The organism is Streptomyces sp. NPDC086080, assembly GCF_044540255.1.
In the GTDB taxonomy this organism is placed as follows: Bacteria; Actinomycetota; Actinomycetes; order Streptomycetales; family Streptomycetaceae; genus Streptomyces.
Window position 1 is genome coordinate 108,215 of sequence record NZ_JBITRU010000007.1, and the last position, 21,860, is coordinate 130,074.

The following is a 21,860-nucleotide window of genomic DNA, read 5'->3' on the forward strand; positions in this document are numbered from 1 at the left end:
AAACTCATGCCCACGACGCTACCCGAAGCGCAGGGCACGAGTTCAGGCCAGCAGCGCCGCCAGCTCGGCCTCGCGTTCGGTCACCTGCGCCCGCAGCTGACCGGCGATCTCCTCGAGCAGCCGGTCGGGGTCGTCCGGGGCGAGGCGGAGCATGGAGCCGATGGCGCTCTCCTCGAGTTCCCTGGCGACCAGGGTGAGCAGTTCCTTGCGCCGGGAGAGCCATTCGAGGCGGGCGTAGAGCTCCTCGGCGGCGCTCGGGAGGCGCTTCAGCTCCGGTCCCCTGGCCCACTCCTCGGCGAGTTCACGCAGCTCCGCCTCGCTGCCCCGGGCGTAGGCGGCGTTGACGCGGGTGATGAACTCCTCGCGGCGGGCGCGCTCCTCGTCCTCCTGCGCCAGGTCAGGGTGGGCCTTGCGGGCGAGCTCCCGGTAGAGCTTGCGGGCCTCCTCGCTGGGCCGCACCCGCTGCGGGGGCCGGACCGGCTGGTCCGTGAGCATCGCGCTGGCCTCGGGGAACAGGCCGTCCGCGTCCATCCAGCCGTTCATCAGCTCTTCGACGCCGGGGATCGGCGCGAGCCGGGCGCGTGCCTCATCGGCCCGGCGCCGGTCCTCGGGATCGTCGCTGCGGGCCGCCCGGGCCTCGAGGATCCGGGCGTCCAGCTCCTCGAGGCGGGCGTACACCGGACCGAGCTTCTGTTCGTGCAGCCGGGAGAAGTTCTCGACCTCGACGCGGAAGGTCTCCACGGCGATCTCGAACTCGATCAGCGCCTGCTCGGCCGCCCGGACGGCCTGTTCCAGCCGGTCCTCGGGCCGCGCCGCACCACCGTCCCCGGGCGTCCGCTCCGCACCGGAGCCGCCGCCACCCTGCTCACCTTCCGAGGTCGTCACCCGGACAGCGTAGGCCACCCGGTCGGGCACCACGCCCCGCGCCGGCGGCGCACCGCCCGGCGGCCGTGTGCACGCGGCCGGGTGTCCGGGTCGGGCGCCGGCCGGGACACCCGCTCAGACCCCCGTCTCCGCCGCGATCCGTCCCGACCGCACCGCCCTCACCAGGTCGGTGTGGTCCGCCTCGGTGCGGTCGGCGTAGGCGACGGCGAAGGCAGCCACCGCCTCGTCCAGCTCGTCGTTCTTGCCGCAGTAGCCGGCGACCAGGCGGGGGTCTGCGCTGTGGGAGTGGGCACGGGCCAGCAGGGCGCCGGTCATCCGGGCGTAGTCGTCGACCTGGTCGGCGGCCAGCGCCGCCGGGTCGACGCTTCCCTTGCGGTTGCGGAACTGGCGCACCTGGTAGTGGCGGCCGTCGACCGTCGTCCAGCCCAGCAGGCTGTCGCTCACCACCTGCATCCGCTTCTGGCCGTGCACCACGCGGCGGCCCTCGTGCTCGGGCTCGGGGGCCTCGAAGCCGGCCTTCCCCAGATGCGGCACCAGCGCCGAGGGGCGGGCCTCCTTCACCTGGAGGACCAGGGGCTCGCCCCGGTGGTCGAGGAGCAGCACGACATACGACCGCGTGCCCACGCTGCCGGTGCCGACGACGCGGAACGCCACGTCGTGCACCGCGTGCCGGGCGAGCAGCGGGTGACGGTCCGGCGGCAGGGTGCCGAGGTACTCCTCCAGGGAGGCGGCCACCCGGTCGGCCTCGGCGTCCGGTATCGGGCGCAGCACGGGCATCGCTTCGACGAAGCGGCGTCCGCCGTCCCCCGTCGGCTCGGTGGACTTGGCCGCGAACCGGCCGCTGGTGTTGGCGCGGGCCTTCTCGGAGACCCGCGTCAGGGTGCCCATCAGGTCGTGGGCGTCGGCGTGCGAGACCAGTTCCTCGTCCGCGATGGCGTTCCACGCGTCCAGCGCCGGCAGTCGGGACAGCAGCCGCATCGTGCGCCGGTAGGCGCCCACGGCGTCATGGGCGGCCGCCCGGCAGGTGTCCTCGTCCGCGCCGGCTTCCCGGCCGGCGAGCACCAGCGAGGCGGCGAGCCGCTTGAGGTCCCACTCCCAGGGGCCGTGCACGGTCTCGTCGAAGTCGTTCAGGTCGATGACCAGTCCGCCGCGCGCGTCCCCGTAGAGGCCGAAGTTCGCCGCGTGGGCATCACCGCAGATCTGGGCGCCGATCCCGGTCACGGGGGTGCGGGCCAGGTCGTACGCCATGAGGCCGGCCGATCCGCGCAGGAAGGCGAACGGTGTCGCGGCCATCCTGCCCACCCGGATCGGGGCCAGCTCGGGCAGCCTGCCGCGGCTGGACTCCTCGACGGCGCCCACCGCGTCCGGACGGGCACCGTCCAGGTCGAGGGCGGCGTGTGCGCCGCGCGGGACCTCCGCGCGCAGCCCCTTGCCCTCCTGCTTGGGCGTGCCGGCGGCCGGCCACTCGGCGAACCCCGGCACCCGCGGCAGCCGCCGCACCCGGCCCGCCCCGTCGGCCGGTCCGGTCTCCGCCGCCCCGGCGACACCTTCGGCCCCGGGCGTCCCGGCAACGAACTCGGTCACGGCGACCGCCTCCCCCGTACACATGCGTGTCGTCCACACGCGTCGACATCGATCGTGCCGACCGTACAACCGGTGGCCGAAAAGCGTCACGCCCCTGTGGACAACTCCCGGCCCGTGGACGAACGGCCCAGCCCCTCCCGGAGCCGGCGGGCGCGTCCGCCCGCGCCTACCCCGCCTCCGCCACTTCCCCCCACCGGCAGCAGCCCTCCCTCGGCGAGCAGCCGCCCCGCACGGTCCTGCGAGATGTCCAGCCGGGCCAGCACGGCGGGAACGGCGATGCCCGGCAGCATGTGGTGGAACAGCACGACGACCCGGTGCTCCAGGTCCTGCCGCTGGCAGCGCAGCTGCGACAGGAGCTGCACCCCCGAGAAGCTCGCGACCAGCAGTTCCGCCGTCTCCGCCGCATCCACGTGTGGCAGCAGTTCACCGCCCGCCTTCGCCTCGGCCAGTGTGCGGGTGGTCTGGTCGATCCACATGCCGAACGCCGGAGTACGGTCCAGCCCCAGCGCGCCCTGGTCCAGGGCCAGTCCGACGCTCGCCCGGACCAGCGGATCGCTCCGCAGCCGCAGGGCCAGCACCAGACCGGAGTCGACCAGCTCCTGCAACTTGCTCGACTGCGGCGGCAGGGAGATCGCCAGCTGCTCCTCGAACACCCCGAGCGCCAGCTCCTCCTTGGAGCCGAAGTGGAAGTACAGCGCCCCCTTGGTGACCCCGGCCCGCTCCAGGATCTCCCCGATGGTCGCCGAGGTGTAGCCGCGTTCGTCGAAGACGGCCGCCGCCGCCTCCAGAATGGTCCGCCGGGTGCGGATCGCGCGCTCCTGTCGCGCCATCGGGTGCCTCCTGATCTGCGTGGATCCTCGTGGATCCCGTGGGTCGCACCGCGCGGTCCCCGCGAGGCCGGCGTGCAGCCGCCCTACGGTCCGTCACCCTGTGCGGGGTGCGTGGGCTCGAATCCGGCGATGTGGATCACCCTTGGAAAAAAACCGTCTCGTCCGTATCTTAGTGCGAACCGACCGGAGCCAGATCGTCGATCCCGGGGGTTCTTCATGCCGCAGCCGGATTCCTTGAGCGCACCCTTGGAGGATCAGACCGGACAGCGGGCCTCCCCCGCAAACCCTCCGGGGACACCGGCCGCCCGCACCCTCGTCACGCCGGAACTCGCGCACCGCCCCCGCACGGCGGACGTCTTCCCCGTCGCATGGACCCGGCTCTCGGCGGAACACTTCCGCGTCACCGCCCACTGGCCCGCCGACCACACTTTCTTCGGCCCCGTCGACGACCGTCACCAGGATCCGATGATCGTAGGTGAAACGTTGCGCCAGACCTCGATGGCCCTGGCGCACGCCGAGTTCGGCGCCCCCTGCGACACCCACTTCGTCATGCACGACCTGGAGATCTCCACCGACCCCGCCGCGTTGCTGCTGGCCGACGCGGCCGAGCCGGTCACCGTCGACGTCGTCTGTTCCGAGGTGCGGCGCCGGGGCCGCGGCCTGAACGGCATGCGCACGACCATGGAATTCCACCGCGCGGGGCGGCTTCTCGCCGGCGGCACCGGCAGCACGGGATGCATCTCACCGGCCGCCTACCGCCGCCTGCGGGAAAGCCAGTTGGCCGTGAGGAGCTCTCGAATACCGCCACCGGCACCGGTTTCACCGGAACGGGTGGGCCGTCACCGGGCGGAGGACGTCGTCCTCGCCCCCGGCGACCGGCCCGGCAGCTGGCTCCTGCGCGTCGACACCACGCACCCGGTGCTCTTCCCGCGGCCCAACGACCACGTCCCCGGCATGGTCCTGTTCGAGGCCGCCCGCCAGGCGGCGACCGCGGCATCGGGCAGACTGCCCTTCCTGCCGTCCGAACTGTCGGTGTCCTTCAGCCGCTACGCCGAGCTGGACACCCCCTGCTGGATCGACGCCGAGGTGCTCGAGAAGAACGAGGACGAGGTGACGGTGCGCGTGTCGGGCCGGCAGGACGACGAGCCCGTCTTCGCCGCCACCCTCACCTGCGCGCCCACCGCCCCGGTACGGTCGCCGTCATGACCGCCGACCTCCTGATCACCGGCGCGACGGGGTTCATCGGCAGCAGGGTCGCCGCGGCGGCCCGCCGGCGTCCCGGTGTCCGGGTCCGGTCGCTGTCCCGCCGCACACCCGGAGCGTCGCGGGAGACCGGGACCGTACCCGGCGACCTCGCCGCCCCCGGCACCCTGCACGGCGCCTGTGCCGGCGTCGACGTCCTCGTCCACTGCGCCTCCCGCGTGAGCGGCGACCCGGACGCCGTCACGGCGGTCAACGACCTCGGTACGGCGGCCCTCGTGGAGGAAGCCGTACGGGCCGGGGTGCGCCGGATCGTGTACGTGAGCACGGCCGCCGTCCACGGCCGGGGCCCCTTCCACGGAGTGCGGCCCGGCGAGGCCCCGATCGCGCCCGTGTCCGTCGTCGGCCGCACCCGCGCGGCGGCCGAACGGCATGTCCTCGACGCGGGCGGCCTGGTGCTGCGCCCGCACCTGGTGCACGGCGAGGGCGACCGCTGGGTGGTCCCCGGACTGGTGCAACTGCTGCGGGAGTTGTCCGCGACGATCACCGGCTGCACCGCCCTCCAGTCGATGATCGACGTCGAGACCCTGGGCCGGGCGGCCGTCGCCGCCGCGCTGTCCCCGCACCACGGGCCCGGCGCCCACTACGTCGGCCACCCGGACCCGGTGTCCGCCTCCGCGCTCCTCACGGCCGTGTGCGAGCAGGTGGAGCGCCCCGGCGCCTCGGTGGACGTGGCCACGGCCCGCGCGCGGGCCGCCGGCTCCCCCCGGGCGCTGCATCACCTGGGCATGCTCACCGTGGACCACTGGTTCGCGGACGACGGCTTCTGGAAGAACCTGGACTGCTCACCGCGCGAGGACTTCACGACCACGTTCGCCCGGTCCGCGCCCTGGTACCGGTCACATCTGACGACCACCTGATAAAAACCGCCCCGCCGGTTTCTGCACCATGACCCACACGAACGAGACCCACGCGACCATGGCCCGCACGAACGAGACCCGGCCGGACCTCGCCCCGCCCCGAACAGCCCCGACCGAACCCGAGACCCGCCCGGCCGACCCCCGGCCGGACGCGCGCCGACCGGATCGGCCCCGGAGATACGCCCGCACCACCGCCACCCGCCCGTCCCCTCGCCGTACTCGACCCGGCCGGGACGTGGGTGCCGTCATCCTGCAGTCGGCCCCCGGCTCCTCGCCCCCGGCCACCCCGCGCCACGGCCACGACACCCCGCGCCTTCCCACAACGGCCGCCCCGGACTCCCGGCGCGACCCTCCCCGCACGCCCGCCGGACGCGATGATCACGCCGCCCCGGCCGAAAATGATCATGAGACGTTCCTCACACGCCGTCTCGCCCGTACACCCACCCCGAACACGCGAAACGGGCGGCATCCGATGGATGCCGCCCGTCCGACGGTGTGCGCGAGGGGGGAGTTGAACCCCCACGCCCTTTCGGGCACTGGAACCTGAATCCAGCGCGTCTGCCTATTCCGCCACCCGCGCATTGGGTGTGTCCTCGAGCCCTTGCCCCTTGGGGTCCGGCGCCTTCCGACACCCAGAACATTAGCACGCTGATCGGGGTGGATTCACATCCCTTTTCACCGCCCGCGACCCGACCGGCACGACCTCGCACGACCTTCCGCGACCGCCTCCGAGGACCGCCCCCGGCCCTTTCCCTTCCCGGCGCGCACCGTGCGACAACCGTGTGACAAAGGCGATTGCTCCACGTATCAACCTCGTACCGGTCGCACCCGTCTCCCCCGGAGCCGGACCGAGACCACCGTCAGGTGCGGGACACTGGTCTTCGGCCCCCTCTACGATCCTTGGCAGCACGACGGGCACGAGCCACCGCCGGAGGAGTTCGAAGAGGAGCCCCGCAGGGAACTCCGTCAGGGGTCGACACCCGTCGGCCGGGCGGACAGGGGGAACCAGCCGGTCGAGCGACGCGTGGATACGATCAGTAAGCAGTACCGGGTAACCGGTGCACGAAACGGTGCACGGGGCAGTACACAGGACGGCAGCGACGGAGGAGGTGCCCCATGGGAGTCCTGAAGAAGTTCGAGCAGCGTCTCGAAGGTCTGGTCAACGGCACCTTCGCCAAGGTGTTCAAGTCCGAGGTGCAGCCCGTGGAGATCGCGGGAGCACTCCAGCGGGAGTGCGACAACAACGCCACCATCTGGAACCGCGACCGCACCGTCGTACCCAATGACTTCATCGTCGAGCTGAGCACCCCGGACTTCGAGCGCCTCAGCCCGTACTCCGGCCAGCTCGGGGACGAGCTCGCCGGCATGGTGCGCGACTACGCCAGACAGCAGCGCTACACCTTCATGGGCCCCATCAAGGTGCACCTGGAGAAGGCGGACGACCTCGACACCGGCCTGTACCGGGTCCGCAGCCGTACGCTCGCCTCCTCCGCCAGCCAGGCCGGCGGCGCGGGCCCCGGAGCCGTAGGGCCGGGCGGCGCCCCGCCGGCCGGCCGTCCCGGTGGCTACGGCTACCCGCCGGCCGGACCTGCGGCCGCCCCGCCCATGCCGGCCGCGCCGCCCCCCGGCGGCGGCCCCGGCGGTTACGGCTACCCGCAGCCGGCGGGCGCCCGGCGGCCTCCCGTGGCCCCCGTGCCCGGCGGACGCGCCCGCTACTGGATCGAGATCAACGGCACCCGCCACCAGATCTCCCGTGCCACCCTCGTCATGGGCCGCAGCACCGAAGCGGACGTACGGATCGACGACCCCGGCGTCTCCCGCCGGCACTGCGAGATCCGCACCGGAACGCCCTCGGTGATCCAGGATCTCGGATCCACCAACGGCATCGTGGTGGACGGACAGCACACCACCCGCGCTACGCTCCGCGACGGCTCGCGAATCGTCGTGGGCAGCACCACCGTTATCTATAGGCAAGCCGAAGGGTGAAGCGGGGGCAATGTCAGAGCTGACCCTCACGGTCATGCGGCTGGGGTTCCTGGCCGTACTGTGGCTGTTCGTGATCGTGGCCGTGCAGGTCATCCGCAGCGACCTGTTCGGGACCCGCGTCACCCAGCGCGGTTCCCGCCGGGAAGCGGGCCGGGCGCAGCAGGCCGCCCGCCAGGCACCTCCGCCGCAGCGCCAGCAGTCCGGCGGCGGACGCCGTGGCCGTAACACGCCCACCAAGCTGGTGGTGTCCGAGGGCACCCTCACCGGCACCACCGTCGCCCTTCAGGGGCAGACCATCACCCTGGGCCGGGCGCACGACAGCACGATCGTGCTGGACGACGACTACGCCTCCAGCCGCCATGCCAGGATCTACCCGGACCGCGACGGTCAGTGGATCGTCGAGGACCTGGGCTCCACCAACGGCACCTACCTGGACCGGACCCGGCTGACGACACCCACGCCGATTTCGCTGGGCGCACCGATCCGCATCGGCAAGACCGTCATCGAGCTGCGGAAGTAGTGCTACACCAATGAATGAGCGCGAGCGGAGCGAGCACGCAGGAGGGGTCCCCACCCAGGGTCCCGGCGCGCTCCCGACCGGAGGGTGGGCAGTGTGGCTCGACACGACCGGCTGTACCCGGAGCCGACAGGCGAGGTGCGCATGAGTCTGTCACTGCGCTTCGCCGCCGGATCACACAAGGGGATGATCCGGGAGGGCAACGAGGACTCCGGTTACGCCGGTCCCCGCCTGCTCGCCATCGCCGACGGCATGGGCGGTGCCGCCGCCGGTGAGGTCGCCTCCTCCGAGGCGATCTCCACCATCGTCGCGCTCGACGACGACGTCCCAGGCTCCGACCTGCTGACCTCCCTCGGCACGGCCGTCCAGCGGGCCAACGACCAGCTGCGCATGATGGTCGAGGAGGATCCCCAGCTCGAAGGCATGGGCACCACCCTGACCGCGCTGCTGTGGACCGGCCAGCGCCTCGGCATGGTGCACGTCGGCGACTCCCGGGCCTACCTCCTGCGCGACGGCGTCCTCACCCAGATCACCCAGGACCACACCTGGGTGCAGCGTCTGGTCGACGAGGGCCGGATCACGGAGGAGGAGGCCACCACCCACCCGCAGCGGTCCCTGCTCATGCGGGCCCTCGGCAGCGGCGAACACGTCGAACCCGACCTGTCGATCCGCGAGGTCCGGGCCGGTGACCGGTATCTGATCTGTTCCGACGGTCTGTCCGGCGTGGTCTCCCACCAGACCCTCGAGGACGCCCTGGCGAGCTACCAGGGACCCGAGGAGACCGTCCAGAACCTGATCGAACTGGCACTGCGCGGCGGCGGCCCCGACAACATCACCGTGATCGTCGCCGACGTCCTGGACCTGGACACCGGTGACACCCTCGCCGGGCAGCTCTCCGACACCCCCGTCGTGGTCGGCGCCGTCGCCGAGAACCAGAACCAGTCCCACGACAACGGCATCATGCAGACCCCCGCCGGCCGGGCCTCCGGCCTCGGCCGCCGGCGCGGCGGAGGCGGCGAGTTCGGCCCTCCCGGCAGCGGCGACGTCACCGGCTTCATCCCCACCGACGGCTTCGGCTACGGCGACGACGACTTCGTCAAACCCGCCAAGAACCGCCGGTGGCTCAAGAGATCCGTGTACAGCCTGCTCACGCTCGCCGTCCTCGGCGCCGGCGTGTACGGCGGCTGGCGCTGGACGCAGACGCAGTACTACGTCGGCACCAAGGGCGAGCACGTCGCGCTCTACCGGGGCATCAGCCAGGACCTGGCCTGGGTCTCACTCTCGAAGGTCGAGAAGGACCACCCCGAGATCGAACTCAAGTACCTGCCGCCCTACCAGCGCGAGCTGGTCGAGGCGACCATCGCCGAAGGCGACCTGTACGGCGCCCGGAAGAAGATCGAGGAACTCGCGGTGCAGGCCTCCGCGTGCCAGAAGCAGGCCGAACGGCGCGCCGCCGAGAGCGAGAAGAACGCGAAGACCGGCGAGGGCGAGGCCGGAGGCACCACGGGAACCACGCCCGTCTCCTTCACGTCCAAGGCTTCACCGTCGCCGAACCCCTCGGGTTCGGCGACGGCCCCGGAGCAGTCCACGCCCCCGTCCACGACCGCACCCACTCCCAGCCCCGGCCCCAGCCTCTCGGAGGAAGAGCAGAAGGTCGTCTCGCTGTGCGGTAAGCAGTAGGCAAGCCGTGAGAGGCCCTGTCACACGATGAGCAGTACTACGAACCCGTCGACGCAGCACACGTCCACGATCGGCGCGATCGGCGCACCCAGCCGGCGCAACACCGAGCTCGCCCTGCTGGTGTTCGCCGTCGTCATCCCGGTCTTCGCCTACGCCAACGTAGGGCTGGCCCTCAGCGACGAGGTGCCCGCCGGGCTGCTGAGCTACGGCCTGGGTCTCGGCCTGATGGCCGGCCTCGGCCATCTCGCCGTACGGAAGTTCGCCCCGTACGCGGACCCGCTGCTGCTGCCGCTGGCGACACTGCTGAACGGCATCGGCCTGGTCGCCATCTGGCGCCTGGACCAGTCGGAGCGGCTTCAGGCGAGCCGGACGTTCGTCGAGGCGGCACCACGCCAGCTGATGTACTCCGCGCTCGGCGTCGCCCTGTTCGTGGCCGTCCTGTTCTTCCTCAAGGACCACCGCGTCCTGCAGCGCTACACCTACATCTCCATGGCCGGCGCGCTGGTCCTGCTGCTCCTGCCGCTGGTCCCCGGCCTCGGCCACAACGTCTTCGGCGCCAAGATCTGGATCAAGATCCCCGGCCTCGGCACCCTCCAGCCGGGCGAGTTCGCCAAGATCGTCCTCGCGGTCTTCTTCGCGGGCTACCTCATGGTCAAACGCGACGCCCTGGCCCTCGCCAGCCGCCGCTTCATGGGCCTCTATCTGCCGCGCGGCCGCGACCTCGGCCCGATCATCGTCGTCTGGATCATCTCCATCCTGATCCTGGTCTTCGAGACCGACCTCGGCACCTCGCTGCTGTTCTTCGGCATGTTCGTGATCATGCTGTACGTCGCCACCGAGCGGACCAGCTGGATCGTGTTCGGCCTGCTGATGTCCGCGGTCGGCGCCGTCGGCGTGGCGAGCTTCGAACCGCACATCCAGACCCGTGTGCAGGCCTGGCTCGACCCGATGCGCGAGTTCGAGCTCAGCCGCGCCGGGGTCCAGGACGGCATCATCCACTCCGAGCAGGCCATGCAGGCTCTGTGGGCCTTCGGCTCCGGCGGCACCCTCGGCACCGGCCTCGGCCAGGGCAACTCCGACCTCATCGGCTTCGCCGCCAACTCCGACTTCATCCTCGCCACCTTCGGCGAGGAGATCGGCCTGGCCGGCGTCATGGCGCTGATCCTGCTCTACGCGCTGATCGTGGAGCGTGGCGTCCGTACCGCCCTCGCCGCCCGGGACCCGTTCGGCAAGCTGCTCGCCATCGGCCTGTCCGGCGCCTTCGCGCTCCAGGTCTTCGTCGTCGCCGGTGGCGTCATGGGCCTGATCCCGCTGACCGGTATGACGATGCCCTTCCTGGCCTACGGAGGCTCCTCCGTCATCGCCAACTGGGCGCTGATCGGCATCCTGCTCAGAATCAGCGACACCGCCCGCCGCCCGGCGCCCGCTCCCGCCGCCAACCCCGACGCCGAGATGACCCAGGTGGTCCGCCCGTGAACAAGCCCCTGCGCCGGGTCGCGATCTTCTGCGGCCTGCTCATCCTCGCCCTGCTCGTCCGGAACAACTGGATCCAGTACGCCCAGGCCGACAAACTGCGGAACGACGAGAACAACCGCCGCGTGGCGATCGAGCGGTACGCCTCGCCCCGCGGCGACATCATCGTCGACGGCGAGCCCATCACCGGGCACAAGGCCACCAACGGCGACTTCGCGTACAAGCGGACCTACAAGAACGGCGCCATGTGGGCGCCCGTCACCGGCTTCGTGTCCCAGGCCTTCGGCGCCAACCAGCTGGAGTCCATCGAGGACGGCATCCTCACCGGCAACGACGACCGGCTCTTCTTCCGCAACACGCTGGACATGCTGACGGGCAAGAACAAGGAGGGCGGCAACGTCGTCACCACCCTCAGCGGTGCCGCGCAGAAGGCCGCCTACGACGGTCTGAAGAAGCAGGGCGGCAAGGGCTCCGTCGTCGCCATCGAGCCGTCCACCGGCAAGATCCTCGCCCTGGCCTCCTACCCGTCGTACGACCCGTCCACGATCGCCGGCAACAGCCTCGACACGGACACCAAGGCCTGGCAGAAGCTGCAGAAGAAGAACAACCCGGACGACCCGATGCTCAACCGGGCGCTGCGCGAGGTCTACCCGCCCGGCTCGACCTTCAAGGTCGTCACCGCGGCCGCCGCGCTGGAGCACGGGCTGGTCGACGACGCGGACGAGAAGACCGACACCCCGCTGCCGTGGATCATGACGGGCACCAAGACCGAGCTGAAGAACGACGGCAACCTGCCCTGCAAGGACGCCACCCTGCGCGAGGCGCTGCGGGTGTCCTGCAACACCGTCTTCGGCAAGCTCGGCGCCGACCTCGGCAACGAGAAGATGCTGGAGACGGCCAAGAAGTTCGGGTTCACCGAGGAGCAGTTCACCCCGGTCCGCTCCAGCGCCTCCGTGTTCTCCGAGAACATGGAACCCTCGCAGGTCGCCCTCTCCTCCATCGGCCAGTTCAACACCGCCGCGACGCCCCTGCAGATGGCCATGGTCAGCGCCGCCATCGCCAACAACGGCACCCTGATGAAGCCGTACATGGTCGACGAACTCCAGGCCCCCAGCCTGGACACCGTCGAGAAGACGGATCCGGAGACGCTGAGCGAGCCGCTGTCGGCGAAGAACGCCCAGATCCTCCAGTCGATGATGGAGACGGTCGTCAACGACGGCACCGGGTCCAACGCGCAGATCCCCGGCGTCACGGTCGGCGGCAAGACGGGTACGGCCCAGCACGGTGAGAACAACAGCAAGAACCCCTACGCGTGGTTCATCTCCTACGCCAAGAACAGCGACGGCAGCTCGCCCGTGGCCGTCGCGGTCGTCATCGAGGACGACGACGCCGTGCGTGGCGACATCTCCGGCGGTGGCCTCGCGGCCCCCATCGCCAAGAGCGTGATGGAGGCGGTCATCAAGGGCAAGCAGTGACCCCGGTCACGTCCACCGTGCATCGGTGCACGTTGCGATACCGGTCCTGTATCGGCTGACTCACTTGGCCAGGTCACACAGAGCGAGCCGGGTACGGTATGCCCGGACGGCAGCCTCCGGCGGCACACATGTGCCGCCCGGGATCGACGGAGAGGGCTGGTAGGTAGCTATGGAAGAGCCGCGTCGCCTCGGCGGCCGGTACGAACTGGGCCATGTGCTCGGCCGCGGTGGCATGGCGGAGGTCTACCTCGCCCATGACACCCGCCTCGGCCGCACCGTGGCGGTGAAGACGCTGCGCGCGGACCTCGCGCGTGACCCGTCCTTCCAGGCCCGGTTCCGCCGGGAGGCCCAGTCGGCCGCCTCGCTCAACCATCCCGCGATCGTGGCGGTCTACGACACGGGCGAGGACTACATCGACGGGGTCTCCATCCCGTACATCGTCATGGAGTACGTCGACGGCTCCACGCTCCGTGAGCTCCTGCACAGCGGCCGCAAACTGCTGCCGGAGCGGACGCTGGAGATGACCATCGGCATCCTCCAGGCGCTGGAGTACTCCCACCGGGCCGGCATCGTCCACCGTGACATCAAGCCCGCCAACGTCATGCTGACGCGCAACGGCCAGGTCAAGGTCATGGACTTCGGTATCGCCCGCGCGATGGGCGACTCCGGCATGACCATGACGCAGACCTCGGCCGTCATCGGCACCGCGCAGTACCTCTCGCCCGAGCAGGCCAAGGGCGAGCAGGTCGACGCGCGGTCCGACCTGTACTCCGCCGGCTGTCTGCTCTACGAGCTGCTGACCGTCCGCCCGCCCTTCGTGGGCGACTCCCCGGTCGCGGTCGCCTACCAGCACGTACGGGAGGAACCGCAGCCGCCGAGCGTCTTCGACCCCGAGATCACGCCCGAGATGGACGCGATCGTGCTGAAGGCACTGGTCAAGGACCCGGACTACCGGTACCAGTCGGCCGACGAGATGCGCGCCGACATCGAGGCCTGCCTCGACGGCCAGCCCGTCGCGGCGACCGCGGCCATGGGCGCGGTCGGCTACGGCGGCTACCCGGACGACCAGCCGACCACCGCCCTGCGTCCGGACACCGGCGCGGGCGCTCCGACCTCGATGCTGCCGCCCATGAACCCGGACGACGGCGGCTACGGCTACGACGACCGGCAGAGCCGGCGCCGCCAGCCGAAGAAGAACAACACCTCGACGATATTGCTGGTCGTGGCGGGCGTCCTGGTCCTCATCGGCGCGATCCTGATCGGCCGCTGGGTCATCAGCGGCGACGGCGTGGGCAACAGCACCGTCGCGACCCCCAACTTCGTCGGCGAGACGAAGGCGAGCGCCGAACAGCTCGCCGTCAACGCCGATCTGAAACTCAGCTTCGAGGAGAAGCCCTGCGAGGACCAGACCGCGGGCAAGATCTGCTCTCAGAACCCGACGCCCGGCACGAAGGTCGACAAGGAGTTCACCGTCAGCCTGGTGGTCTCCACGGGGGCACCCAAGGTGGCCGTCCCGAGCGTCGTCGGCGACCAGGTCGAGGACGCCAAGGCCGAGCTCGAGGGCGACAAGTACGAGTTCGTGGTCGAGGTCGAGGAGAGGGTGGACGCCCAGGAACCGGGCACCGTCCTCGAACAGGACCCGGGTCTCGGCGAAGAGGTGGAGAAGGGCACCACCATCACCCTCGTCGTCGCCAAGGAGGAGGCCAAGTCCACGGTCCCCGACGTCACCGGCCAGACCTGTGACGAGGCGAAGGCGCGGATGGCGGAGAACGACCTCCAGGGCACCTGCTCCGAGGAGGAGGTCGACGACCCGAACCAGGTCGGCAAGGTCATCCGTACCACCCCGCCGAGCGGCCAGCAGATCGACAAGAACTCCCAGGTGACGATCGTCATCGGCAAGGCCAAGGAGAACCAGAAGGTCGCCGTGCCGGACATCAACAACCGGACTCTCCAGGAAGCCCAGCAGTTGATCCAGCAGGCCGGGCTCGTGGTCGGCAACGTCGGCCCTGCCCAGGACCCGAACTCCCGCGTCATCGCCTCCAACCCGGGCCAGGGCACCCCGGTCGACAAGGGCTCGAAGGTCGACCTGATCACCGTGGACCAGGGCGGCGGCAACGGAGGGAACGGCGGCGGCTTCTTCGGCTGACCCGCGGCACCCGCCCACGCGTGACTGAGCCCCGGTCCCCTCTCTCCGGAGAGAGGGGACCGGGGCTCAGTCAGTGGACCCTTTCGAGGTGGCGCGCCGGTCCCGGGCCGGTATCAGCGCAGTTCCTCCGGCGGTGTCCGCTCGCTGTCCACCTTCTCCGTGCGGACCAGTTCGCCCCAGACGATGTAGCGGTACTTGCTGGTGTACACCGGCGTGCAGGTCGTCAACGTGATGTAGTGGCCGGCCTTCTTCTTGCCGGAGTCCTCCGGGATCTTCCCGAGGACGTCCACGTTGTACTTCGATGTCTCGGGAAGGATCGCGTAGGTCTTGTAGACGTACCACGTGTCCTTCGTCTCGAAGACGATCGGGTCGCCCTTCTCGATCTTGTGGATGTTGTGGAACTTCGCGCCGTGGCCGTCCCGGTGGGCCGCGAGGGCGAAGTTGCCCTTCTTCCCCGAGGTCGGCAGGACCGCCTTCACGGGGTCGGTGTAGTAGCCGGCGACGCCGTCGTTCAGGACCTTCATCGAGGTGCCCTTCTCGACGAGGATCTCGCCACCGGTCATCGCGGGCACATGGAGGAAGCCGACGCCTTTCCCGCTGTCGTAGGAGGCCGGTCCACCTCCCGCGCCACCACCGGCGTCCGGCTCCCGCGCCCAGGAGTCACGGACCTTGTCCGCCTGCTCGTCCGCCGCGCGGTCCGCGACGACGTTCGTCCACCACAGCGAGTAGGCGACGAACAGACCGAGCACCAGGCCCGCGGTAATGAGGAGTTCCCCGAAGAAGCTGACCACCATCGCCACCGGCCCCATACGCCGGCTGCGGCGCGCCCGCTGCGGCGGGAACGGGTCGGTGTGCTGTGCGGTGTCGTCGGCGGTCGCTGCCACGTTTCCTCTGCCCTAACTGACGAGCGCATCCGGCTTGCCCTTGCTGCGCGGCCGTTCCTCGACCATCTTGCCCCAGACGATCAAGCGGTATTTGCTGGTGAATTCCGGAGTGCACGTGGTCAGCGTGATGTAACGGCCCGGCCCGGTGAAACCCGATCCCTTCGGAACGGGATCAAGGACCCTCACGTTGCTCGGCGACGTCACCGGCAGTATGGACGCCATCTTGTAGACGTAGTACTCGCCCTGGGTCTCGACGACGATCGGGTCGCCCGGCTCCAGCCGGTTGATGTACCGGAACGGCTCCCCGTGCGTGTTCCGATGCCCCGCGAGCCCGAAGTTGCCGGCCTTCGCGTCCGGCATCGCCGTCTTCAGCGCACCCTCCGCGTAGTGGCCCACCATGCCCCGGTCGAGCACCTTCTTGCTGTTGATGCCCTCCGCGATCGGCACCACCACGTCCAGCTTGGGAATGTGCAGCAGTGCGAAGCCCTGGCCCGGCTCGAACGCGCCCGGCTTGCGCTCACCGCTCGCCCAGTCCTTCTGGAGGTCGCTGGCCTCCTGGCCGGCCTGCGCCTGTGCCCGGACGTTCGTCCACCACAGCTGGTAGGTGACGAACAGCAGCATCAGCACCCCGCAGGTGATGAACACCTCGCCGATGGCCCGGCTCGCGACGACCGCGGGGCTCACCTTGCGCGCCCGCGCCTGCCGACGCGCCTCCACCCGGGACAGCGGCGCCCGGGAAGCCCTCTCGGCGCCCCCTGACGGGCCCTCTCGGCCCTCTGCGCCGCCTGAGACCTCCGCCGCCTTGTGCGAGCCCCCACGCCGCCCCTGACGCTTTCTGGCGGCCTTCCTGCGGGCCGCCCGCCCGCCGCCGGCCGAGGCGGATTCCTCACGCGCCGCATGCGTCGGCGGCGGGTCGGGGATGCGCAGCGCCACGGTCTCCTCGTCGACCGGTGGCAGCTGCGCGGTGGTGTCGGAGGCACCGCCGTAGGTGCCGGGCGCCCCGGTGTTGTCGTACCAGCCGTCCCCGTACGCACCCGGCGCCCCGTACGGCTGCCCGCCGTACGGGGTGCCCTGGCCGCCGACGCCATGGGCGCCGGACTCGCGCTCGGGGCGCAGCGCGGTCACGCCGAGGACCTGCCCACCACCGGCGCGAGCCCCGCCGATCTCGCCACCGCGCCCTCGTCGCCGCACTCCACCAGCCAGTTGGCCAGCATCCGGTGACCGTGCTCGGTCAGCACCGACTCTGGGTGGAACTGCACACCCTCGACCAGCAGTTCACGGTGCCTCAGCCCCATCACCGTCCCGTCCGGCGTCCGGGCCGTGACCTCCAGCTCCACCGGTACCGTGGCCGGCTCGGCGGCCAGCGAGTGGTAGCGGGTCGCCGTGAACGGGGAGGGCAGCCCGGCGAAGACCCCCTTGCCCTCGTGCTCCACCGGCGAGGTCTTGCCGTGCAGCAACTCGGGCGCACGGTCCACCACGCCGCCGTACGCCACCTGCATCGCCTGCATGCCGAGACAGACACCGAAGACCGGCACCCCGGTCGACGCGCAGTGCCGCACCATGTCCACGCAGACGCCGGCCTCCTCGGGAGTGCCGGGGCCGGGCGACAGCAGCACGCCGTCGAACCCGTCCTGGGCATGTCCCGTGGACACCTCGTCGTTGCGCAGGACCTCGCACTCGGCGCCCAGCTGGTACAGGTACTGGACCAGGTTGAAGACGAAGCTGTCGTAGTTGTCGACGACGAGAATGCGCGCGCTCACTGGTTGTCCACCGTCACATCGTTGAAGGGCAGCAGCGGCTCGGCCCACGGAAAGACGTACTGGAAGAGGACGTAGACCACGGCGATGACCAGCACCAGTGAGATGAGTGCCCGCACCGGTGCATTGCCCGGCAGATGCCGCCAGATCCAGCTGTACATGCCGTCCCTTCCGTCGTACCACGGCACCAGACCCACGCCGTACGCCAACAGACTAGCGGCGCGCCCCCTCCGGTTTCCCGGCCTCCGGAGGCTGGGTGCACGTCCGGACGGGCCCGGCCACACGTACCCACATGTACGCGGCACGGAGCCGATCGCCTCGATGTCCGGGCATGTTCCACGTGAAACAACGGGAGAGGAACGGCCGCCCGGGTACGGCTGCTACTCCACGGGCCGCGCATGGTGCAGGTCGATCGTGCCCGCGTAGCCGGGCAGCGTCACCGTGCCTTCGTCCTCGACCTTCCAGCCGAGCCCGTAGACATTGACGTACACCATGTAGTTCTGGATCGCCGGCGCGGCCGCGAGCGCCTCCCTGAGCTTCTCCGGGTCCCCGACCGCAGTGATCTTGTACGGAGGTGAGTAGACGCGCCCCTGGAGGATCAGGGTGTTGCCCACACAGCGCACCGCGCTGGTGGAGATCAGTCGCTGGTCCATGACCTTGATGCCCTCGGCTCCGCCCAGCCACAGGGCGTTCACCACCGCCTGGAGGTCCTGCTGGTGGATGACCAGATAGTCGGGCTGCGGCTCGGGATAGCCGGGGAGTTTGGCGGTGGCGTCCGGCGGGGCGTCGTTCAGGGTGACCGTGATCGCCTCGCCCTTGAGCTTCTGCGTGCCCGCGCGCCTTTCCAGGTCGGCGAGCCGGTCGTCCTCCGCCTCGGTGCTCCCGTCGTCACGCTCGGCGAGGGACTCGATGTCCTCACGCAACGCACCGTTGGACTCGTCGAGCTCGCCGTTCTTGAGGCTGCGCTCATGGATCAGGTCGGAGAGCTTCAGCAGCGAGGCATCGGTGCGGATGTTGGTGCCCCTGGCCGTGTCGAAGCTGGTGAAGAAGAGGAGTCCCGCCAGGGCGAAGACACCCGCGGTGAGGAACCGCACGGGCCGGACACGGCGTCGGCGGGCAGGACTGGATTCCGGTCCGGGGAAGTCGGCAGAATTGCTCAACGTACCCTTATCTCCTTAGGGGCCGCGGAAGCACTACGCTAACGGACGCCCGGGGGAGCGCTCAGAGTCCCCTTGTACGCTGCTCCGAGCCCGACCCAAGTTCCCTGCGCGGCCACGCAGCGCATCGACAGGAGAGACCCTCGTGCCGAAGTCACGTATCCGCAAGAAGGCCGATTACACGCCCCCGCCGGCCAAGCAGACGACCGCGCTCAAGCTGACCAACCGCGCTTGGGTCGCCCCGGTGATGCTGGCCCTCTTCCTCATCGGTTTGGCCTGGATCGTCGTCTTCTACGTCACCGACGGTTCGCTGCCCATCGACGCCCTGGGCAACTGGAACATCGTGGTGGGCTTCGGGTTCATCGCCGCCGGATTCGGCGTCTCGACGCAGTGGAAGTAGCGCTCGCCCCACGGTGAGCACTGCCCTGCCCAGAGCTGTCATCAGCTCTGGGCAGGACTATCCCCTGAGTTATCCACAGGCCTTGTCCACATGTGGACAGGAAACTCGATCTGTGGATAACCCTCTGAAGGTTGACGCCGATGTGACAGAAACACCGGCAACCGAAAACATGTTCGCAAACCTTCTGACCTGCATAAACCTCGGCCGTACGCGCGGAGCACCCAGCTCCCCGCACCCTATGCACAAGATTCGCCACGGTCTGTGGACAACCACGGTGCTCAGGTCAGCTGAGCGGTCCTCAGCAGGGTCATCCCCACGACCACGGCCAGCACCAGCGCACAGGTGCCGTACTGCACCAGCGCCCGCCGTTCCCGCGGGGCGTGGACCATGGCGTAGCCGATCACGACACCGGCGACGAGTCCCCCGATATGCGCCTGCCAGGCGATGTTGCCCCAGCTGAACGTGAAGATCAGGTTGATCACCAGCAGGGCGATGATCGGCCGCATGTCGTACTGGAGCCTGCGCATCAGGACGGCGGTCGCGCCGAACAGTCCGAAGATGGCACCGGACGCACCGAGCGACGCCGCGGTCCCCGCGGCCAGGAGATAGGTCAGCGCGCTGCCCGCCAGGCCCGAAACCAGATAGAGCGCGAGATAGCGGGCCCGGCCCAGTGCCTGCTCCAGCGGTCCGCCGAGCCACCACAGGCTGAGCATGTTGAACCCGATGTGCCAGATCTCCTCGTGCGCGAACATCGAGGTGAACAAGCGGTACCACTCGCCCGTCGCCACGCCCTCGGTCGGCAGGAACGGCGCCGGCGGCCACTGACCGATCAGATACAGCTCACGCGCCAGGGACGGCCGGATCTGCACGGCGACGAACACCGCCAGGTTGATCCCGAGGAGGATCTTGGTCAGCAGCCTGGGATCGGCCGCGACCACTCCGCCCGCAAGGGTGCGGGGCATGGAGGCCGAAGGCGCGTGCCCCGTGCCGCCACGGACGCACTCCGGGCACTGGAATCCGACCGAGGCGTCGACCATGCACTCCGGGCAGATCGGCCGCTCGCACCGCGTGCAGCGGACACCGGTCTCCCGGTCCGGGTGGCGATAACAGACAGGTACGCGCTGGGCGTCCTGCGCGCTGCCGGCGGCCTGGTCGTCCATGGGATCCCCTAGGTCGTGTGAAAAAGCCCCGCCCCGCCCATCCTTACGGATGAGCGGGGCGATTGGTTCCCTTGGAGGGCTTTCGCACTCCGGGGACGAGGTGCTCAGCCCTCGCGGATCTCGACCGACTCGATCACCACGTCGTTCAGCGGACGGTCGGTGCGCGGGTTGGTCGGCGTGGCCGCGATGGCGTCGATGACCTTCTGGCTCGCGGCGTCGGCGACCTCACCGAAAATGGTGTGCTTGCGGTTCAGCCAGGCCGTCGGGGAGACGGTGACGAAGAACTGCGAGCCGTTGGTGCCCGGTCCCGCGTTGGCCATCGCCAGCAGGTAGGGCTTGTCGAAGCGCAGGTCCGGGTGGAACTCGTCCTCGAACTGGTAGCCGGGACCGCCGGTGCCGTTGCCCAGCGGGTCTCCGCCCTGGATCATGAAACCGCTGATCACCCGGTGGAAGACCGTGCCGTCGTAGAGCTTGTCCGTGGACTTCTTCCCGGTCTTGGGGTGGGTCCACTCCCGCTCGCCCTTGGCGAGCTCGACGAAGTTCTTGACCGTGATCGGCGCGTGGTTCGGGAAGAGCCGGACCTCGATGTCGCCGTGATTGGTCTTCAGGGTGGCGTAGAGCTGCTCAGCCACGATGTGCCTTCCGTTGTCTTTCCGTGACGCCCTGATCCTCGCACGGACCGGCCGCCCAGTCGCCCGACCTCCGATCACCGGCGGGCACCCGGGCCGCTCCGCTTACGGAAAACAGGCCCGGCACTTCCTCGGCGGGCACGCATGCGTCGCTCCCCGGCATGGTCGACGCCGGGCTCCCGTTGCCCCGGATTGATCCGCCGCGCACTCGACACCGCACTCGATCGACCTCACCGGCACCCGTATGCCCGTCCGCACATGCCTCGGAGCGAACCGGCAGGCATGATCCGTAAAAGGGTGGAAAGTCGAAATACCGTACGCCACCGAGGAGGAGGAACCCGTGACCCGCATCGACAGCGTGCGCGCCGCGACCGGTTCGGCGAAGGACAGCGTGCTGCACGCCGCGGAAGCGGTGGCGCCCTACGCCGACACGGCCAAGGTCAGGGCCGCGCACTACGCACAGGAGGCCCGCGTACGGCTGGCGCCCAAGGTGACGCAGGCCGCCGGACAAGCTCGCGTCCAGTACGGCGCCCATGTGCAGCCGTATCTGGAACAGGCCCGGACGCATGTACCACCGAAGGTCGACCAGGCTGCCCACCAGGCCGCCCTCCGCACCCGTACGGCCGCTCGGCAGGCGGCGGACTACTCCCGGCCGGTGATCGAACAGGCGGTGGCCGCCGCCGGCCCCGCAAGGGAGCAGGCCGCGGCCCGCAGTGCGGCCGCGCTGGCCGCACTGCGGGGTCAGGTGTCGGCCCAGCAGATCCAGAAGCTCGTCCGCAAGCAGCAGCGTCGGGCGAGGGCCGGCCGTGCCGCGAGGAAGGCTCTGATCCTGAGTGCCGTGGCAGGCGGTGCCTTCGCCGCCTGGAAGTGGTGGGACAAGCAGGCCAATCCCGACTGGCTGGTGGAGCCGCCCGCCGCGACGGATGTGTCGGACTCGACCCCACTGACATCGGTGGACGGCAGCGACCTGGACGCCCTCGACCCGGAGGTCGAAGCCAAGGAAGCCGCGGAGGAAGCAGCCCGGCGCGACGAGACCTGACGGCAGAACCACCAACGGCGCGGGGGGGGGGGCGCCCCCCGGGCCCCGCCCCCCCCCCCCCGGGGGGGGGGATAAAAAACCCACACCCCCCCCTTGCGGCGCGGGGGGGGGGTGGAATTTGGGGGGAAGGGGGGGGGA

At 70.2% G+C, this 21,860-nt stretch carries 20 protein-coding genes and 1 tRNA gene; 10 read left to right on the forward strand and 11 right to left on the reverse strand.

The window, feature by feature from the left end; translation table 11 throughout:
- Nucleotides 1-42: 42 nt before the first annotated feature.
- From ACIF9R_RS11340 to ACIF9R_RS11350, 3 genes are all read right to left on the reverse strand, one after another.
- Nucleotides 43-885 (reverse strand): hypothetical protein, encoded by an 843-nt coding sequence (locus ACIF9R_RS11340; RefSeq protein WP_399977534.1) that lies wholly within the window; start codon nucleotides 883-885, stop codon nucleotides 43-45.
- A gap of 114 nt (nucleotides 886-999) precedes the next feature.
- On the reverse strand, nucleotides 1,000-2,493 hold the full coding sequence (locus ACIF9R_RS11345; RefSeq protein WP_399977537.1) for a DUF2252 domain-containing protein: 1,494 nt from the start codon (nucleotides 2,491-2,493) through the stop codon (nucleotides 1,000-1,002).
- Nucleotides 2,494-2,555: 62 nt separating this feature from the next.
- The gene (locus tag ACIF9R_RS11350) at nucleotides 2,556-3,299 is read right to left on the reverse strand and encodes a ScbR family autoregulator-binding transcription factor (RefSeq protein ID WP_399977540.1); all 744 of its coding nucleotides are present in this window, start codon (nucleotides 3,297-3,299) and stop codon (nucleotides 2,556-2,558) included.
- 246 nt (nucleotides 3,300-3,545) lie between these two features.
- On the opposite strand from ACIF9R_RS11350, the gene ACIF9R_RS11355 reads away from it, so the two are divergent.
- Complete coding sequence (locus tag ACIF9R_RS11355) at nucleotides 3,546-4,505, forward strand: ScbA/BarX family gamma-butyrolactone biosynthesis protein (protein WP_399977543.1); 960 nt, start codon at nucleotides 3,546-3,548, stop codon at nucleotides 4,503-4,505.
- The gene (locus ACIF9R_RS11360) at nucleotides 4,502-5,419 is read left to right on the forward strand and encodes an NAD-dependent epimerase/dehydratase family protein (RefSeq protein ID WP_399977546.1); all 918 of its coding nucleotides are present in this window, start codon (nucleotides 4,502-4,504) and stop codon (nucleotides 5,417-5,419) included. Before ACIF9R_RS11355 ends, ACIF9R_RS11360 begins: the two co-directional genes overlap by 4 nt.
- A 496-nt stretch (nucleotides 5,420-5,915) precedes the next feature.
- Here the strand turns inward: ACIF9R_RS11360 and ACIF9R_RS11365 are convergent.
- Nucleotides 5,916-5,999 (reverse strand) — tRNA-Leu (locus tag ACIF9R_RS11365).
- 536 nt (nucleotides 6,000-6,535) lie between these two features.
- On the opposite strand from ACIF9R_RS11365, the gene ACIF9R_RS11370 reads away from it, so the two are divergent.
- From ACIF9R_RS11370 to pknB, 6 genes are all read left to right on the forward strand, one after another.
- Nucleotides 6,536-7,405, forward strand: a complete 870-nt coding sequence (locus ACIF9R_RS11370; RefSeq protein WP_399977549.1) for an FhaA domain-containing protein — start codon at nucleotides 6,536-6,538, stop codon at nucleotides 7,403-7,405.
- A 10-nt stretch (nucleotides 7,406-7,415) separates the two neighbouring features.
- Nucleotides 7,416-7,925 (forward strand): FHA domain-containing protein, encoded by a 510-nt coding sequence (locus tag ACIF9R_RS11375; protein WP_215205832.1) that lies wholly within the window; start codon nucleotides 7,416-7,418, stop codon nucleotides 7,923-7,925.
- Nucleotides 7,926-8,066: 141 nt separating this feature from the next.
- Entirely contained in the window at nucleotides 8,067-9,602 is a 1,536-nt protein-coding gene (locus ACIF9R_RS11380; RefSeq protein ID WP_399977910.1) for a Stp1/IreP family PP2C-type Ser/Thr phosphatase, read from the forward strand.
- A 27-nt stretch (nucleotides 9,603-9,629) separates the two neighbouring features.
- Nucleotides 9,630-11,078 carry an FtsW/RodA/SpoVE family cell cycle protein gene (locus tag ACIF9R_RS11385; protein ID WP_399977552.1) on the forward strand — a complete coding sequence of 483 codons (1,449 nt, stop codon included), beginning with the start codon at nucleotides 9,630-9,632 and terminating at the stop codon, nucleotides 11,076-11,078.
- Entirely contained in the window at nucleotides 11,075-12,550 is a 1,476-nt protein-coding gene (locus ACIF9R_RS11390; RefSeq protein ID WP_399977555.1) for a peptidoglycan D,D-transpeptidase FtsI family protein, read from the forward strand. The genes ACIF9R_RS11385 and ACIF9R_RS11390 overlap by 4 nt, the downstream gene beginning before the upstream one ends.
- 169 nt (nucleotides 12,551-12,719) lie before the next feature.
- Complete coding sequence (pknB, locus tag ACIF9R_RS11395) at nucleotides 12,720-14,696, forward strand: Stk1 family PASTA domain-containing Ser/Thr kinase (RefSeq protein WP_399977557.1); 1,977 nt, start codon at nucleotides 12,720-12,722, stop codon at nucleotides 14,694-14,696.
- A gap of 113 nt (nucleotides 14,697-14,809) precedes the next feature.
- Here pknB and ACIF9R_RS11400 read toward each other — a convergent pair whose 3' ends face one another.
- The 5 genes from ACIF9R_RS11400 to ACIF9R_RS11420 form a co-directional block, all read right to left on the reverse strand.
- Nucleotides 14,810-15,580 carry a class E sortase gene (locus tag ACIF9R_RS11400; RefSeq protein WP_399977560.1) on the reverse strand — a complete coding sequence of 257 codons (771 nt, stop codon included), beginning with the start codon at nucleotides 15,578-15,580 and terminating at the stop codon, nucleotides 14,810-14,812.
- Between the two features lie 12 nt (nucleotides 15,581-15,592).
- Nucleotides 15,593-16,705: a class E sortase gene (locus ACIF9R_RS11405; protein ID WP_399977562.1), complete on the reverse strand. Its 1,113-nt coding sequence runs from the start codon at nucleotides 16,703-16,705 to the stop codon at nucleotides 15,593-15,595.
- Nucleotides 16,702-17,340 (reverse strand): aminodeoxychorismate/anthranilate synthase component II, encoded by a 639-nt coding sequence (locus tag ACIF9R_RS11410; RefSeq protein WP_399977565.1) that lies wholly within the window; start codon nucleotides 17,338-17,340, stop codon nucleotides 16,702-16,704. Before ACIF9R_RS11410 ends, ACIF9R_RS11405 begins: the two co-directional genes overlap by 4 nt.
- On the reverse strand, nucleotides 17,337-17,498 hold the full coding sequence (locus ACIF9R_RS11415) for a hypothetical protein (RefSeq protein ID WP_399977567.1): 162 nt from the start codon (nucleotides 17,496-17,498) through the stop codon (nucleotides 17,337-17,339). Before ACIF9R_RS11415 ends, ACIF9R_RS11410 begins: the two co-directional genes overlap by 4 nt.
- A 219-nt stretch (nucleotides 17,499-17,717) precedes the next feature.
- Nucleotides 17,718-18,497: a DUF881 domain-containing protein gene (locus tag ACIF9R_RS11420; RefSeq protein WP_399977570.1), complete on the reverse strand. Its 780-nt coding sequence runs from the start codon at nucleotides 18,495-18,497 to the stop codon at nucleotides 17,718-17,720.
- A gap of 142 nt (nucleotides 18,498-18,639) precedes the next feature.
- On the opposite strand from ACIF9R_RS11420, the gene crgA reads away from it, so the two are divergent.
- Entirely contained in the window at nucleotides 18,640-18,894 is a 255-nt protein-coding gene (gene crgA / locus ACIF9R_RS11425) for a cell division protein CrgA (protein WP_030215376.1), read from the forward strand.
- A gap of 278 nt (nucleotides 18,895-19,172) precedes the next feature.
- On the opposite strand, the gene ACIF9R_RS11430 is transcribed toward crgA, so the two are convergent.
- Together ACIF9R_RS11430 and ACIF9R_RS11435 are read right to left on the reverse strand one after the other, a co-directional pair.
- Nucleotides 19,173-20,054 carry a rhomboid family intramembrane serine protease gene (locus tag ACIF9R_RS11430; protein WP_399977572.1) on the reverse strand — a complete coding sequence of 294 codons (882 nt, stop codon included), beginning with the start codon at nucleotides 20,052-20,054 and terminating at the stop codon, nucleotides 19,173-19,175.
- A 104-nt stretch (nucleotides 20,055-20,158) separates the two neighbouring features.
- A complete protein-coding gene (locus ACIF9R_RS11435; RefSeq protein WP_399977575.1) occupies nucleotides 20,159-20,686 on the reverse strand; it encodes a peptidylprolyl isomerase in 528 nt (175 codons plus the stop codon).
- Nucleotides 20,687-21,023: 337 nt separating this feature from the next.
- Between ACIF9R_RS11435 and ACIF9R_RS11440 the strand changes: the two genes are divergently transcribed.
- On the forward strand, nucleotides 21,024-21,722 hold the full coding sequence (locus tag ACIF9R_RS11440; protein ID WP_399977578.1) for a DUF5324 family protein: 699 nt from the start codon (nucleotides 21,024-21,026) through the stop codon (nucleotides 21,720-21,722).
- The last annotated feature ends 138 nt before the right edge of the window (nucleotides 21,723-21,860 follow it).

Coding starts and splice junctions, on each gene's coding strand:
- ACIF9R_RS11345 (WP_399977537.1), bottom strand. CDS start 2,493: ATGTGTACGGGGGAGGCGGTCGCCGTGACCGAGTTCGTTGCCGGGACG.
- ACIF9R_RS11375 (WP_215205832.1), top strand. CDS start 7,416: ATGTCAGAGCTGACCCTCACGGTCATGCGGCTGGGGTTCCTGGCCGTA.
- ACIF9R_RS11370 (WP_399977549.1), top strand. CDS start 6,536: ATGGGAGTCCTGAAGAAGTTCGAGCAGCGTCTCGAAGGTCTGGTCAAC.
- ACIF9R_RS11350 (WP_399977540.1), bottom strand. CDS start 3,299: ATGGCGCGACAGGAGCGCGCGATCCGCACCCGGCGGACCATTCTGGAG.
- ACIF9R_RS11430 (WP_399977572.1), bottom strand. CDS start 20,054: ATGGACGACCAGGCCGCCGGCAGCGCGCAGGACGCCCAGCGCGTACCT.
- ACIF9R_RS11360 (WP_399977546.1), top strand. CDS start 4,502: ATGACCGCCGACCTCCTGATCACCGGCGCGACGGGGTTCATCGGCAGC.
- pknB (WP_399977557.1), top strand. CDS start 12,720: ATGGAAGAGCCGCGTCGCCTCGGCGGCCGGTACGAACTGGGCCATGTG.
- ACIF9R_RS11380 (WP_399977910.1), top strand. CDS start 8,067: ATGAGTCTGTCACTGCGCTTCGCCGCCGGATCACACAAGGGGATGATC.
- ACIF9R_RS11385 (WP_399977552.1), top strand. CDS start 9,630: ATGAGCAGTACTACGAACCCGTCGACGCAGCACACGTCCACGATCGGC.
- ACIF9R_RS11415 (WP_399977567.1), bottom strand. CDS start 17,498: ATGTACAGCTGGATCTGGCGGCATCTGCCGGGCAATGCACCGGTGCGG.